Source organism: Pseudomonas nitroreducens NBRC 12694 (assembly GCF_002091755.1).
Lineage (GTDB): Bacteria > Pseudomonadota > Gammaproteobacteria > Pseudomonadales > Pseudomonadaceae > Pseudomonas > Pseudomonas nitroreducens.
In genome coordinates this window covers 39,298-54,381 of record NZ_BDAI01000005.1, presented here as the reverse complement: position 1 = coordinate 54,381, position 15,084 = coordinate 39,298, and the positions used below count along the sequence as shown (strand labels likewise).

Here is a 15,084-nt window from a genome sequence, read left to right as displayed (position 1 = left end):
AGAAGTGCATGACGCAAGTCACGGTGAAAGAACTGGCCAAGACGGTCGATACGCCGGTGGAGCGCCTGCTGCAGCAGATGCGCGAAGCGGGCCTACCCCATAACAATGCCGAGCAGGTAGTGACCGACAGCGAGAAGCAAGCGCTGCTGGCCCACCTGAAGGGCAGCCACGGTGATCGCGCGGATGAGCCGCGCAAGATCACCCTGCAACGCAAGACCACTTCGACCTTGAAAGTCGCTGGCAGCAAGACCGTCAGCGTCGAGGTTCGCAAGAAGAAAACCTACGTCAAGCGCGATCCTGAAGAGCTCGAGGCCGAGCGCCAGCGTGAGCTGGAAGAGCAGCGTGCCGCTGAAGAAGCTGTGCGTCTGAAGGCTGAGGAAGAGGCCCGTCAGCGTGCCGCTGAGGAAGAGGCCCGCCGCCAGGCGGATGCCGCTCGCCAGGCTGCCAGCTCTGCGCCTGCCGCTGCTGCGGTTGCTGCCGACGCCCCGCGCGCCGCGGCTCCTGCTCCGGCGGCGCCGGTCGCTGCTGCTCCTGCTGCGGACGACCGCAAGAAGGAAGAGCCCCGCCGTGCGCCCAAGCGCGACGAGGAAGACGAGCGCCGCGATCGCAAACATGCCCAGCATCGCCCGTCGATCAAGGAAAAGGAAAAGACCACCGCGCCGCGCGTCGTGCGCAGTGGTGGTGACGACGACGACAGCTTTGGCCGTCGCGGCGGTGGCCGTGGCAAGGGCAAGCTGAAGAAGCGTAACCAGCACGGGTTCCAGAGCCCGACAGGACCGATTGTGCGTGAAGTAAATATCGGTGAGACCATCACCGTGGCCGAACTGGCTGCGCAGATGTCGGTGAAGGGCGCTGAAGTCGTCAAGTTCATGTTCAAGATGGGCACCCCGGTGACCATCAACCAGGTACTCGACCAGGAAACCGCCCAGTTGATCGCCGAAGAGCTCGGCCACAAGGTCAAGCTGGTCAGCGAGAACGCCCTGGAAGAGCAACTGGCCGAGTCGTTGAAGTTCGAAGGTGAAGCCGTTTCCCGTGCGCCGGTCGTGACCGTGATGGGCCACGTCGACCACGGCAAGACCTCGCTGCTCGACTACATCCGTCGCGCCAAGGTGGCAGCTGGCGAAGCCGGTGGCATCACCCAGCACATCGGTGCCTACCATGTGGAAACCGACCGCGGCATGGTCACCTTCCTCGACACCCCTGGCCACGCTGCGTTCACCGCGATGCGTGCCCGTGGTGCCCAGGCGACCGACATCGTCATTCTCGTGGTGGCCGCGGACGACGGCGTGATGCCGCAGACCCAGGAAGCCGTGCAGCACGCGAAAGCCGCTGGCGTGCCGATCGTGGTCGCGGTGAACAAGATCGACAAGCCGGACGCCAACCCGGACAACATCAAGAATGGCCTGGCCGCTCTGGATGTGATCCCGGAAGAGTGGGGTGGCGATGCTCCCTTCGTCCATGTATCCGCCAAGGTGGGTACCGGCGTCGACGAGTTGCTCGAAGCCGTGCTGCTGCAGGCTGAAGTACTCGAACTCAAAGCCACTCCGTCGGCTCCGGGCCGTGGCGTGGTGGTCGAGTCCCGTCTGGACAAGGGCCGTGGCCCTGTAGCCACTGTACTGGTTCAGGATGGCACCCTGCGTCAGGGCGACATGGTGCTGGTCGGCGTCAACTACGGGCGCGTCCGTGCGATGCTCGACGAGAACGGCAAGCCGATCAAGGAAGCCGGTCCGTCGATTCCGGTCGAGATCCTCGGCCTGGACGGCACCCCGGATGCCGGTGACGAGATGACCGTGGTCGCCGACGAGAAGAAGGCCCGCGAAGTCGCTCTGTTCCGTCAGGGCAAGTTCCGCGAAGTGAAACTGGCTCGTGCCCACGCCGGCAAGCTGGAAAACATCTTCGAGAACATGGGCCAGGAAGAGAAGAAGACCCTCAACATCGTCCTCAAGTCCGATGTCCGCGGTTCGCTGGAAGCCCTGCAGGGCTCGCTCAGTGGCTTGGGCAACGACGAGGTGCAGGTTCGCGTGGTCGGCGGCGGCGTCGGTGGTATCACCGAGTCCGATGCCAACCTGGCGCTGGCCTCCAACGCGGTGCTGTTCGGCTTCAATGTTCGTGCTGATGCGGGTGCGCGCAAGATCGTCGAGACCGAAGGCCTCGACATGCGTTACTACAACGTGATCTACGACATCATCGAAGACGTCAAGAAAGCCCTGACCGGCATGCTCGGCAGCGATGTTCGCGAGAACATCCTGGGTATCGCCGAAGTGCGTGACGTGTTCCGTTCGCCGAAGTTCGGCGCGGTCGCCGGCTGCATGGTCACCGAGGGTCTGGTGCACCGCAACCGTCCGATCCGCGTGCTGCGCGACGACGTGGTGATCTTCGAAGGCGAGCTGGAATCCCTGCGTCGCTTCAAGGATGACGTCGCCGAAGTGCGTGCCGGCATGGAGTGCGGTATCGGCGTGAAGAGCTACAACGACGTTCGCGTCGGCGACAAGATCGAAGTGTTCGAGAAGGTCGAAGTCGCTCGTACTCTGTAAGGGTATTCGAGCGTGAACGCAGCGCCCGGGCCAGCTTGAAAGCTGCCCCGGGCGTTTGCCGCTTTCAGGCCCGGAGCCTTCTGGCTCGGGTAAGCAGGTTAGGAAAATGGCCAAAGAGTACAGCCGTACCCAGCGTATCGGCGACCAGATGCAGCGCGAACTGGCGCTGCTGATCCAGCGTGAAATCAAGGACCCCCGTCTGGGCCTGGTGACTATCACCGGCGTCGACGTGGCCCGTGACCTGTCCCATGCCAAGGTGTACGTCACCGTGATGGGCCAGGATGACAACGCCGAAGTGGTAAAGCAGAACACCAGCATTCTCAACGATGCCGCGGGCTTCCTGCGCATGCAGTTGGGCAAGGCGATGAAGCTGCGCACCGTGCCGCAACTGCACTTCAGCTATGACGCCAGTATCCGCCGTGGTGCCGAGCTGTCGGCGCTGATAGAGCGCGCAGTGGCAGCCGATCGCCGTCATGGCGGCGATGCCGAGGAGTAACGCGTGGCCCAGGTGAAACGCATTCGCCGTGCGGTCAACGGCGTGCTGATTCTCGACAAGCCGCGTGGCATGAGCTCCAACCAGGCCCTGCAGAAGGTGCGCTGGCTGCTCAATGCCGAGAAGGCCGGCCATACCGGCAGCCTCGACCCACTGGCCACCGGTGTCCTGCCGCTGTGCTTCGGCGAGGCGACCAAGTTCTCCCAGTACCTGCTCGATGCTGACAAGGGCTACGAGACCGTCGCCCAACTGGGCGTGACCACCACCACCGGCGATGCCGAGGGTGAGGTCCTTGAGCAGCGCGAGGTGACCATTGGTCGGGACGCCATCGAGGCCATGCTGCCGCGCTTCCGTGGCGACATAGAGCAGGTGCCGCCGATGTACTCGGCCCTGAAGAAGGACGGTCAGCCGTTGTACAAGCTGGCTCGTGCAGGAGAGGTAGTGGAGCGCGAGGCGCGTTCTGTTACTATTGCGCGCCTGGATTTGCTCGCCTTCGAGTCGCCCTGTGCGACGCTGGCCGTTTCCTGCAGCAAGGGCACCTATATCCGCACCCTGGTCGAAGACCTCGGCCGCGAACTTGGGTGTGGTGCACACGTTGCCGCCCTGCGCCGGACCCAGGCCGGACCTTTCCAGCTGAACCAGTCGGTGACGTTGGAGGCGCTCGAGAAAGTCCATGCCGAGGGCGGCAACGAAGCCCTCGACCGTTTCCTGCTGCCGGTGGATGCCGGCCTGGAACACTGGCCGCTGTTGCAGCTCTCCGAGCACAGCGCCTATTACTGGCTGCATGGCCAGCCAGTACGCGCTCCCGAAATGCCGAAGTTCGGCATGCTGCGGGTGCAGGATCACGAAGGTCGCTTCATCGGCATCGGTGAAGTGGTCGAAGACGGGCGCCTGGCGCCGCGTCGACTGATTCGGTCGTAAGGCCGGAACCGAGGGTGGCTGTCAGCAGGCACGGTCACTCCTCTTACTATGAACACAGGGAGAAGTCCCTGGCCTGTTACCTCAGAGGAAGCCCCATCATGGCACTGAGCGTCCAAGAAAAAGCCCAGATCGTTAACGAGTACAAGCAAGCTGAAGGCGACACCGGTTCCCCGGAAGTGCAGGTTGCACTGCTGTCCGCCAACATCAACAAGCTGCAGGACCACTTCAAGGCCAACGGCAAAGACCACCACTCCCGTCGTGGCCTGATCCGTATGGTCAACCAGCGCCGCAAGCTGCTGGACTACCTGAAGAGCAAGGACACCTCTCGTTACAGCGCCCTGATCGGTCGCCTGGGCCTGCGTCGCTAAGACGGCAAGCCTGAAGTGGGAAGCTGGGAGTCCGGGGTCGTTGGGCGGTGTATACCGCTCATCGGCTCTGGCTCCCGGCTTTCTCGCTTTTATAGGGAATGAAAACGGGTCCGACTCCCGGCATTTCCACAATTTCCCCCAAGGCAACTAAAGAGAAGGTAGAGAAACCGTGAACCCGGTAATCAAGAAATTCCAGTTCGGTCAGTCGACCGTCACCCTCGAGACTGGCCGCATTGCCCGCCAGGCCACCGGCGCCGTCCTGGTCACCATGGACGACGTCACCGTGCTTTGCACCGTCGTCGGCGCCAAGCAGGCCGACCCGAGCAAGAGCTTCTTCCCGCTCTCCGTGCACTATCAGGAGAAGACCTACGCAGCCGGCCGCATCCCCGGTGGCTTCTTCAAGCGTGAAGGCCGTCCTTCGGAGAAGGAAACCCTGACCTCGCGCCTGATCGATCGTCCGATCCGCCCGCTGTTCCCCGAAGGTTTCATGAACGAAGTGCAGGTTGTCTGCACCGTCGTTTCCACCAACAAGAAGTCCGATCCGGACATCGCTGCCATGATCGGCACTTCCGCCGCCCTGGCCATCTCCGGCATTCCGTTCGCCGGCCCGATCGGCGCTGCCCGCGTTGGTTTCCACCCGGAAATCGGCTACATCCTCAACCCGACCTATGAGCAGCAGCAGAGCTCCAGCCTCGACATGGTCGTGGCCGGTACCTCCGACGCCGTGCTGATGGTTGAGTCCGAAGCCGACGAACTGACCGAAGACCAGATGCTGGGTGCCGTTCTGTTCGCCCACGAAGAGTTCCAGGCCGTCATCCGTGCCGTTGCCGAGCTGGCAACCGAAGCTGGCAAGCCGAGCTGGAACTGGACCGCGCCGGTCGAGAACACCGCTCTGGTCAACACCATCAAGGCCGAATTCGGTGCCGCTATCTCCGAGGCCTACACCGTGACCGTCAAGCAGGACCGTTACGCGGCCCTGGACGCCCTGCGCGAGCAGATCGTCGCCAAGTTCGCCGGCGAAGGCGAAGGCCAGTTCTCCGCAGGTGAAGTCAAAGAAGTCTTCGGCCTGCTGGAATACCGCACCGTTCGCGAAAACATCGTCAACGGCAAGCCGCGTATCGACGGCCGTGACACCCGCACCGTTCGTCCGCTGAAGATCGAAGTCGGCGTACTGGGCAAGACCCACGGCTCGGCGCTGTTCACCCGTGGTGAAACCCAGGCTCTGGTCGTTGCCACCCTCGGCACCGCCCGTGACGCCCAGCTGCTCGATACCCTCGAAGGCGAGCGCAAAGACCCCTTCATGCTGCACTACAACTTCCCGCCGTTCTCGGTTGGCGAGTGTGGCCGCATGGGCAGCGCTGGCCGTCGTGAAATCGGCCACGGCCGTCTGGCACGCCGCAGCGTTGCTGCCATGCTGCCGAGCCAGGACGAGTTCCCCTACACCATCCGCGTGGTTTCCGAGATCACCGAGTCCAACGGTTCCAGCTCCATGGCTTCCGTCTGCGGTGCTTCCCTGGCGCTGATGGACGCCGGTGTTCCGGTCAAGGCGCCGGTGGCCGGTATCGCCATGGGCCTGGTGAAGGAAGGTGACAAGTTCGCCATCCTGACCGACATCCTGGGTGACGAAGACCACCTGGGCGACATGGACTTCAAGGTCGCCGGTACCGACAAGGGCGTGACCGCCCTGCAGATGGACATCAAGATCAACGGCATCACCGAAGAGATCATGGAGATCGCCCTGGGCCAGGCCCTGGAAGCTCGCCTGAACATCCTCGGCCAGATGAACCAGATCATCGCCGCCCCGCGCGCCGAGCTGTCGGAGAACGCTCCGACCATGATCCAGATGAAGATCGACACCGACAAGATCCGCGACGTCATCGGCAAGGGCGGCGCCACCATTCGCAGCATCTGCGAAGAGACCAAGGCTTCGATCGATATCGAAGACGACGGCAGCGTGAAGATCTACGGCGAAACCAAGGAAGCTGCCGAGGCTGCCAAGCAGCGCGTCCTGGGTATCACCGCGGAAGCCGAGATCGGCAAGATCTACGTCGGCAAGGTCGAGCGCATCGTGGACTTCGGTGCCTTCGTCAACATCCTGCCGGGCAAGGACGGTCTGGTGCACATCTCGCAGATCAGCGACAAGCGCATCGACAAGGTCACCGACGTTCTGCAGGAAGGCCAGGAAGTCAAAGTCCTGGTTCTGGACGTGGACAACCGTGGCCGCATCAAGCTGTCCATCAAGGACGTAGCCGCTGCTGAAGCCTCTGGCGTCTAAGCGGTAGCGAAATGAAGAGAGGGCCCCTTGCGGGCCCTCTTTTTTTGCCTTGAGAATGCGCTTTCCGCCGATCTCGCTCCAAGGATGCCCCGAGATGGACAAGCGCTACTGTCATTACCACAGTGCCCAGCCCGCGACCTGGCACTGTCAGCCTTGCGAGCGCCATTACGGCGACTGTTGCATTCCGCTCAATGCCGATGCGCCGGAGTACGCGCCGTCGTGCCCGTTGTGCCGGGGCCATCTGCGCTCCCTCGGCGCGGCGAATACCGCGCAACCTTTCTGGGAGCGCCTGCCGAAGTTCTTCGCCTACGGATTCCAGGCCGGGCCATTGGCCTTCTGTGTCTTGCTGGCACTGGCCTGTGTATTCATGCCGCCGATGTTCGTGCTCTGGATCGCCCTGTTCAGCGTGGCGACCAAATACCTGCATAGCGTGATCGAAACGGCGAGTTTTGGCGGCCAGGAAGCTCCAGGCCTGCTCGAAGCCTTCAGCCCCGACAGTCTGCGGATGTTCTTCCAGCAACTGGCGGTATTCCTGATCGCCCTGGTGCTGCTGTGGCTGGCTGCCGATTTCCACAGCGAGGCGATCTACTGGGCAGCCAATATCGCGGTCATGCTGGTTCTGCCGGCGAGCATCATCCGGCTGTCCCTGGACAAGAGCCTGGGGGTCGCGCTGAGCCCCAGCGAAGTGGGGCAGGTGATCGCGGCCATGGGCTGGCGTTACCTGATCCTCTGCGTGTTCCTGTTCATCCTCTGGCAGTCGCCCACTTATGTCGCCTGGCTTCTCTCCAACGGGCTGCCGCGGGTGGTGATGGTCCCGGTGGTGGCAGGCCTGACGGGTTATTTCGCCGTGGTGATGTGCGCCATGATGGGCTATGCCGTGTTCCAGTATCAGGGCCAACTGGGCTACGTATCCGCCGGGGAGGACGCCCCGGCCGGCTACGCCGCGCCGGAATGGCACCGCCGCAAGGCACTGGCCGAGGCGGAGGTACGAGTCAAGGAGGGACAGACCGGCGTGGCGCTGGAGATCCTCGTCGCGGCGCTGCGCGAAGGCCGCCAGGATCTCAAGCTGAATGAGCGCTATCACCAGTTGCTCTTCGCCCTGAACGAGCGTGCGGAATGCCTGAATCACCTGCCGCACTACCTGAGCCTGGCCAGCCGGCTCAACCCGCAGCTGGCTGCCAGCGCCTTCCTCAATGCCCGGCAACTGCAGGCGGACTACCTGCCCGAGGACCCGAGCGTCTGCGAACGCATTGCCGAGGTGCTGATCGAGCGCCACAAGGCCCGCGAGGGGCTGAGCCTGCTGCGCAACCTGCACAAGCGCTACCCAGATTACCCCGGCATTCCCCGCGCCTACCTGATGGCGGCACGGGCGTTTTCGGAGGAGCTGGGGCAGGTGGAACCCGCCCAGCAGTTGCTGGCTTTCATTCGCCAGCGTTATCCGGCGTTCGAGCAGATGGGCGAGGTGGTGCAGCTTGAGGCCGTGCTGGCGAAGTTGGGCAGGAGCTCAGGTACCTGATCGTGCAACCTGCATGGAGCGCAGCGGCAGACTTTGCAAACTGCAAGCGGTCGCTGTTTGGGCTGACTTGTTAAGTTGTTGATTAATAAGGTTTTTGCTGGATCGTAAAAGCTGGCACAGGGCTTGCGATAGTCCTAGTGCAACTGCAGCCAGGAACGGGCCGCAGTTTTCCAACAATTCAGGAGAAACCGCCATGAAACGTTTCAACAAACTGGCCCTTGCCGCTGCCACCGCAACCGCTCTGAGCTTCTCGTTCGCCAACTCGGTGTTCGCCCAGCCGACGACTCTGGCCGCCAATGACACCGTCCAGAAAACTGAAGAGGCGGTTTCCGACACCTGGATCACCAGCAAGGTGAAATCCAGCCTGATCGCCGACAAGGACATCAGTGGCACCAACATCAAGGTCGAGACCAACAAAGGTGTGGTTTCGCTCTCCGGTAACGTCAAGACCGACGCCGAGAAGGAACTCGCGATCAAGACCGCCAAGGGCATCAAAGGCGTGACCGCTGTGTCCGCCGACGGCCTGAAGTCGGTCGAGTAAGCACCACGGCTTCTCACCCCATCCAACTCCGAACAGGAGGATCGCCATGAACACTGACGTCATCAAAGGCAAGTGGAAGCAGCTCTCCGGCTCGCTCAAGGAGAAGTGGGGCAAGCTCACTGACGACGACCTGCAGGCGGCGGACGGACACGCCGAATACCTGGTGGGCAAACTGCAGGAGCGCTACGGCTGGACCCGCGAGAAAGCGGAAGAGGAAGTCCGCGACTTCAGCCGCCACCTGTAGCGCCTGAACCCAGGGATGATCAAGGCCCCGCCGGTACGCCGGCGGGGCTTTTTCGTGGGTGAATCAAGGGGCCAGGTGTTGCTGGTAGATCGTCAGTTGGCGGGTCGGGTCGGCTTCCGGGTAGTGCTGACGGAGGAAGCGTGACAGTTCGTGCACGGTCTGCAGCTCACCCTTCTGGCCAACCTGCTTGGCCAGTTGCAGGGTCAGGCCCGGCAGCATTTCGGGACGCAGGGCGGAGCGCGCCAGCCGGCGCCAGCTGCTTAGTGCCTGCACGGACTCATTGCGATGTAGCAGCTTGCGCAGCAGGTGTAATTGAATGGCCGGATGTGCAAGCAGCCCGGTATCGCTGGCGGCACTTTCCTCAGCCAGTCTGCGCAGCAGTGAGTCGGCCGCCGGGGAGGGCGGCAGGGCGAACAACTGCTTGAGGGTTTCGCTCATCAAGCCCCGGTCCTGCCTCCCTTTGGCTAAGCCATACAGGCGCTCGACCAGCAAAGGTTGCCCCGGGAACTGCCGCAGCAACTCCGCACCGCGCGCGGCGGCCTGGTCGAGGGCGAAGCGGCCGATCTGCTCATCCAACGATGCCAGGGCGCGCTTGAAAGGGGCTTCTGGGTCTTCCTTCGCCAGGTAGGCCTCGTCGACCGGCATCCGCCCAAGTTTGCGCGGCAGCCAGACGGCGAGGAAGCCGGAGACCAGCCCGCCGATGTGCGCGTAGTAGTTCACATGATCGGCGGCACGCAGCAGCCCGAACAGTTCCTTGCCCAGCCACAGCGGCAGGATCCACAGCGCTGGTGCCTTCAGGTAGCCCATCAGCGGTCCGAGCCAGTAGAAGAACTGGATGCGCCGCAGGCCATAGGCGCCGATGTACATGCCCATCAGGCCGGAGATGGCGCCGGAGGCACCGATGCCCGGTACCCAGGACGGATCCAGCGCCCACCACAGCAGGCTGGAGCAGAAGCCACTGAACAGGTAGAGGCCCAGATACAGGGCTCGTCCCAAGGCTGCTTCCAGAGCGAAGCCGAAGATGAACAGGAATACCATGTTGCCGGCCAGGTGCCAGAAGCTGCCATGAAGGAACATCGAGCCGAACAGGCCCTGGACGGTGAACCGCTCGGGGATGAAGCCGAAGCGCAGGCTGCTGGTCAGGTCGCGGGCGGCTTCCGCTTTCAGGCGCGCGGCCTGCCAGGCTCTGTCCTGCTGGAAGGCCGGCAGTGCGCGCAGCTCATGGCCGAACTCCAGGTCCGAGAGAACGAGCCAGGCCAACTGTTGACGCGGCAGGGCCTCCAGGGCGCGCTGCTGGTCGGCTTCCAGGCGGTCGCGGCGCTCCAGCGAGGCGCTGAACAAGGGGCGTTCATGACCCAGCAGGTCCTGGTCGAGATAGACGCGTACGGCCTCTTCGCGCCGGGCGCTATCGCCCCCCTGGTAGCCGAAGTAGATCAGGACGTTGATGACGATGAGCAGCAGCGTGATGACGGGAGGCTTTTTCCAGTCCAGCGGATGCTCGGCGGGGACGATGACCATGGCGACCGGTCCTTGGCGCAAGTGGCGTGAGTGGCGGCGAGACTAGCACCTCGCCAGCACGGCTGTCAGTTGCCGCTGCGCTTGCTCTGGATGTCGCTCAGCCGATTGCCCTCGAAGCGGACGAAATACAACATGCCGCTCCAGGGGCCGTAGATCCATTCTTCCACGGCCACTTCCATGGATTCGCCGTAGCGGGGGCCAGGCACCTGCTTGTAGCCCAGGAAGGAACGGCTGACTGGCTCGCCGCAGCGGCTGAGCACGTCGCTGGTGACATCGCCGGTGCTGATGAGCTTGCTGTTGCAGCGCAAGCTGGCGGCCTGCGCGTCCAGCGCAATGACAGTGAGCGGTAACACAAGCGCGACCAGGCGCAGAGTGAAGAGGGGCTTCAATTGCGTTTGAACTCGATGCTTTTGAGTTTGTTGGCCTCGAAGGTGAGGATGTAGCTGGTGCCGTTGCGCGGCCCGTACACCCACTCCTCGACCCGGTACTCGCGGTGGTCGTAGCCGCTGAGGGTATAGCCGACTTCATCGCGGTGATCCGGCGCGCCGCACTTCTGCTCGACTTCCCAGGCACGGTCGCCGGCGTTGATCAGGGAACTACCGCAGCGCATGCTTTCCGCCTGGGCGCCCGCCGCGCAAAGCAGCAGGGCGCAGGACATCCAGGTCAGGGCTTTCATCGAACGACTCCTTACTCGCTATCGAGGTGAAGCTGGGCGGCCACTTTGCCACCATTCTCCGCTTCGCCGAAGCTGACGTCGATGAGGTAGATGCGGTCGTCCCCCAGGCCGCCCTTGCTGACCAGATAGTCCTTGATCTGGGTCGCGCGCTCCTGACCGAGCTTGCGCAGCAGCAATTGGCTGTCGCTCCAGGAGTCGAGCACGGCCTGGCGCATCTTCGCCGAACGCTCGTCCTTGCTCAGGTCCTGCCACTCCGCCGGAGGTTGTTTCTTCAGGCGCGCACGGTAGACGCCTTCGAGCAGGATCGGCTGCAGATCCTCCGGGACTTCCAACTGGCTGGCGTCACTGGGCACCTTGTCGCCGCGGCGCTGCAACATGCTGTAGTAGTTCTTCTGGTATTCCTGTTTCAGGCGCTTGTCGGCCAGCAGCGGGCCGTCGCTGGCTGCGGCGGCGACACCTTCGACTTCCAGCTTCAGGGCTGGGCGCTGCTTGAGCGCGCCGACCAGTTTGTCGAGGTTGGCCTGGGCGGCGGAATCCAGCTCGCTGGAGCCGGGTGCGAAGGTCACGCTGCCCAGGTCCTCGTCGCCGCCGCCGGCGAGCCCGGCGATGAATTTGAAGGGTGCCTGCACCGCGCGTACCACCAGGTTGCGCAGGGTCTGCCAGACGATGGGCATGACGCTGAACTGCGGGTTGTTCAGGTCGCCCTCCACCGGCAGCTGGATATCGATGTTGCCGTTGGCGTCCTTGAGCAGCGCGATCGCCAGTTTCACCGGCAGGTCCACAGCATCGGGGCTGTCGACCTTCTCGCCCAGTTGCAGGTGCTCTACCAGCACCTTGTTGTCGGCCTTCAGCTTGCCCTGGGTTATCTGGTAGTGCAGGTCCAGGTTCAGCCGGCCCTTGCGGATGCGATAGCCGGCGAACTTGCCGGAGTAGGGCGTCAGGGTGGTCAGCTCGACGCGCTTGAAGCTGGTGGCGATGTCCAGCTTCTCCAGCGGCGAGAAGGGGTTGAGGCTGCCATTGATGGTGACCGGGGCGTACTTGTCGACCTTGCCCTTCACGTCCACCGAGGCGGGTGTCGGATTGCGGTTGTCGATGGTGCCGATCTCACCGCCCAGCTGCTGGATGGCGGTGGCGAAGTCCGGGCGCAGGGTCAGGTCGGCGAAGTTGGCCGAACCGTTGTTGATCTTCACCCCGCCGATACGGATGCCCAGCGGCTTGCTGTTGCCACTGCCGCCTTTGTTCGCGGAGGACGATGCGGATTCCGGTTGCGCGATGATCAGCTCGCTGACGTTGGTGCTGCGGTCCTCGTTGATGATGAAGCGTGCGTAGGGCTCTTCCAGCGACACCGTCTGGATCAGCAGGCTGTCGCCATGCTTGTAGGCCAGGCCGTTGAGGGTCAGCTTGGTCCATTTGACGAAGTCGCGGCTCTTGAGGGTGTCCAGGGTATGCAACTGCGTGACCTGAACGCTGCCGTTGACGCTGAAAGCCAGCGGCTCGGCGCCCTTGAGGTCGACATCGAGGTCGCTGGCCAGCAGGCCGCTGCGCAGTTCCAGGCGGATGAACGGATCGATGTAGGCCTGGGCGACGCGCAGGTCGATGTCGCGGGTGGAGACCTTGAGCTTTGCGCTGACCGGGTTGGGGATGACCTGGCCGCTGGCCTCGATCTGGCCGCGGGGGCCGAGACCGGTCTTGAGCTTGAGCTGCAGGGGAGAGGTCAGGCCGCTGTCGAGGTTCTGCAGGTCGAGGTTCAGCGGGCCGACTTCGAGATTCACCGGCTTGCTCGGTGCGCGATCGGCCAGGTGGGCCTTGTAGCCGCGCAACTGGGTGTCGCGCAGGACCACGTGCCAGGTCTTCTTCGGCTCAGCCGGTGCGGCGGGCTGGGCATCTGCGGGCTGCGGTTGGGTTGTTGAAGCGGCCACGGCTGCTGGCGGAGTCTTGGCTGCATCGGTGGGCTTGCCTTGCGCTTTGTCCTCGGCCTCGGGGGTGACCACGGCCGTCTGCTGTTCCTTGGCGGCCTTCACCGGGGGCGTTTGCGGCTGGCCGGTGGCAGTCTCGCCGGACGCCGCCTTGGCTTCGCTGGTGGGCTTCTCGGCAGGCTTCTGCTCGGGGGCGGCCTGTGCCTGAGGCGTTGGCTCCTCGGGGCGCTTGTAGGGTTTGAAGTCGGCGAAGAGCTTCTGCCAGTCAAGCTGCCCGTCCTTCTCCCGCGCAGCCCAGGCTTCCAGACCCTGGCTGCGGATCTGACCAACGATCACTTCCTGCTTGGCGAGGTCCAGCGCGGTGTCGGCGACATCCAGGGTGGCGAGCTTGGCGAGCGGCTTGCCTTCAGGTGATGTCAGGTCGAGGTCGCGCAACTTGATGGTCGTCTTGTCCAGCAGCAGCTGGGTGTCCTTCGACAGGTCCAGGTGGTAGTCGGAGGCGACGCTGAGCATGCCGTTATTCAGATTGAGCGGAGCGTTGTCACGCACATAGGGCCACCAGGCCTTCAGCGGCACATCGTCGACAGTGAAGCTGCCCTTGGAGGTGAACGGCACGATGCTCAGGTCGCCTTTCCAGTCGAGCTTGCCACCGTGCGGGCCGGTGGCGACCAGTGTCATTTCGGCGCCGTCGTCAGGCAGCGTGCTGAGGTTATGCAGCTCGAACCCCAACGGGTCGAAGACGAACTCCACCGGCTCGCTGGGGCGACGGTCGAGGAAATGCAGACTGCCTTCGGCCAGCCGTATGCGGTCGATGCGCAGCGGGAAGGGATCGCTCGGTTCCGTCGGCGGGGGAGTCGTTTCGCTCGGGGGGAGCTTGAACAGCCTGGTGAGATTCAGCGTGCCGTTCTCGGCGAACAGCAACTCGGTGTGCGGTGCATCGAGTTCGACATCCGCCAGGTGCAACTGGCGCTTCCACAGGCTATCGAGTTCGAGGTTGGCGTAGAGGCGGCGGAAACGTACCTGTTCCTGCCCCTCTTCGCCCAGGTGCAATCCCCAGAGGGTGAGCTCCAGGCTGAAGGGATTGAATTCGATGCGTTCCAGGCGCGCTGGGCCCGTCGAGTATTGAGCCAGTTGTTGGTTGGCTACGCGCAGGCCAATGCCAGGAAGAATGAGAAAACCCAGCAGGCAGTAGAGGGAGACCAGCAACAAGACCGCGCCGATGGCGCGTTTCAATCCTTTGGGCATGGCGAGAGTCGTTTCCGTCGTGACGTGCAGAACCAGTATGGCACGGCTGGGATGGTTCGATTCGAAAGTCGCCTTCGGACGCGGTTTTCAGTGATGTCTGTCAGTCGTTCAGGCGATTGGTGCGGGCGAACTCAACGAGGTCCACGAGGCTTTCAAGGTTCAGCTTCTCCAGAATGCGCGTCTTGTAGGTGCTGACGGTCTTCTGGCTGAGGAAGAGCTCCTCGGCGATGTCCTTGTTGCTCATGCCTCTCACCAGGCTGCGCAGCACCACCAGTTCGCGCGGCGTCAGGCTGGCCACCGGGTCGGCGTTCTTGTCGATGCTCAGTGACTTTTCCGGGAAGCAGCGATAGCCCGAGACCAGCATGCGAGCGGCGTTGAGAATGGCGCTGGTGTCCTTGTTCTTGCTGACGAAGCCATGCGCACCCGCGGCTTCGACCTTGCTTGAATACAGGCGCTCATCCTGCGAGCTCAATACCAGCAGGCGGATGTTCTCGTCGAAAATATGGATACGCGCCAGCAGGTCGAGGCCGTCCATCCCTGGCAGGTTGAGGTCCAGTATCACGAGGTCCGGCCGTTCCTTGCGGACAGCGTCCAGACCGCCATGACCATCGGCTGCCTCGCGTGCTACTTCGAACTGAGGATCCTGTTCAAGCAGCGAACGGATCGCCAAACGCATCGCGGGGTGATCCTCGATCAGCACCACACGTTTCTTCATGGTTGACTCCCTGAGTCCAAATAATTGCGCGCATTGATCTTGAAGATAGACCAGTTGTTCAAGCACCTACGGAATATTCCTATGCGTAGGACCGAAAGCATGCGGAGAATCAACTTAGGAGG

General features: G+C 63.1%; 13 protein-coding genes. 8 read left to right on the top strand and 5 right to left on the bottom strand.

Annotated features, from left to right (window positions below):
* Positions 1-8: 8 nt before the first annotated feature.
* The 8 genes from infB to PNI01S_RS15020 all read left to right on the top strand — a co-directional run bounded on the left by infB (position 9) and on the right by PNI01S_RS15020 (position 8,892).
* Positions 9-2,534: a translation initiation factor IF-2 gene (gene infB, locus PNI01S_RS15055; RefSeq protein WP_084358520.1), complete on the top strand. Its 2,526-nt coding sequence runs from the start codon at positions 9-11 to the stop codon at positions 2,532-2,534.
* A 106-nt stretch (positions 2,535-2,640) separates the two neighbouring features.
* Positions 2,641-3,030: a 30S ribosome-binding factor RbfA gene (gene rbfA / locus PNI01S_RS15050; protein ID WP_024765327.1), complete on the top strand. Its 390-nt coding sequence runs from the start codon at positions 2,641-2,643 to the stop codon at positions 3,028-3,030.
* A 3-nt stretch (positions 3,031-3,033) separates the two neighbouring features.
* Positions 3,034-3,948, top strand: a complete 915-nt coding sequence (gene truB, locus PNI01S_RS15045) for a tRNA pseudouridine(55) synthase TruB (protein WP_037014352.1) — start codon at positions 3,034-3,036, stop codon at positions 3,946-3,948.
* Between the two features lie 98 nt (positions 3,949-4,046).
* Positions 4,047-4,316 carry a 30S ribosomal protein S15 gene (gene rpsO / locus PNI01S_RS15040; protein WP_017518939.1) on the top strand — a complete coding sequence of 90 codons (270 nt, stop codon included), beginning with the start codon at positions 4,047-4,049 and terminating at the stop codon, positions 4,314-4,316.
* A gap of 169 nt (positions 4,317-4,485) precedes the next feature.
* Complete coding sequence (pnp, locus tag PNI01S_RS15035; protein ID WP_037014346.1) at positions 4,486-6,591, top strand: polyribonucleotide nucleotidyltransferase; 2,106 nt, start codon at positions 4,486-4,488, stop codon at positions 6,589-6,591.
* Between the two features lie 94 nt (positions 6,592-6,685).
* Positions 6,686-8,107 (top strand): DUF4013 domain-containing protein, encoded by a 1,422-nt coding sequence (locus tag PNI01S_RS15030; RefSeq protein ID WP_084358519.1) that lies wholly within the window; start codon positions 6,686-6,688, stop codon positions 8,105-8,107.
* Positions 8,108-8,300: 193 nt separating this feature from the next.
* Positions 8,301-8,648, top strand: a complete 348-nt coding sequence (locus PNI01S_RS15025; RefSeq protein ID WP_024765330.1) for a BON domain-containing protein — start codon at positions 8,301-8,303, stop codon at positions 8,646-8,648.
* Positions 8,649-8,694: 46 nt separating this feature from the next.
* Positions 8,695-8,892, top strand: coding sequence for a CsbD family protein (locus PNI01S_RS15020; protein ID WP_024765331.1), 198 nt, complete (start codon positions 8,695-8,697; stop codon positions 8,890-8,892).
* A 63-nt stretch (positions 8,893-8,955) separates the two neighbouring features.
* Here the strand turns inward: PNI01S_RS15020 and PNI01S_RS15015 are convergent, their stop codons facing one another.
* From PNI01S_RS15015 to PNI01S_RS14995, 5 genes are all read right to left on the bottom strand, one after another.
* Positions 8,956-10,410, bottom strand: a complete 1,455-nt coding sequence (locus PNI01S_RS15015; protein WP_084358518.1) for a rhomboid family intramembrane serine protease — start codon at positions 10,408-10,410, stop codon at positions 8,956-8,958.
* 65 nt (positions 10,411-10,475) lie between these two features.
* Positions 10,476-10,799, bottom strand: a complete 324-nt coding sequence (locus tag PNI01S_RS15010; RefSeq protein WP_024765333.1) for a DUF2845 domain-containing protein — start codon at positions 10,797-10,799, stop codon at positions 10,476-10,478.
* The gene (locus tag PNI01S_RS15005) at positions 10,796-11,086 is read right to left on the bottom strand and encodes a DUF2845 domain-containing protein (protein WP_024765334.1); all 291 of its coding nucleotides are present in this window, start codon (positions 11,084-11,086) and stop codon (positions 10,796-10,798) included. Before PNI01S_RS15005 ends, PNI01S_RS15010 begins: the two co-directional genes overlap by 4 nt.
* An 11-nt stretch (positions 11,087-11,097) precedes the next feature.
* The gene (locus PNI01S_RS15000; RefSeq protein WP_084358517.1) at positions 11,098-14,247 is read right to left on the bottom strand and encodes a DUF748 domain-containing protein; all 3,150 of its coding nucleotides are present in this window, start codon (positions 14,245-14,247) and stop codon (positions 11,098-11,100) included.
* A 100-nt stretch (positions 14,248-14,347) separates the two neighbouring features.
* Positions 14,348-15,028: a response regulator transcription factor gene (locus tag PNI01S_RS14995; protein ID WP_226045591.1), complete on the bottom strand. Its 681-nt coding sequence runs from the start codon at positions 15,026-15,028 to the stop codon at positions 14,348-14,350.
* Positions 15,029-15,084: the final 56 nt, after the last annotated feature.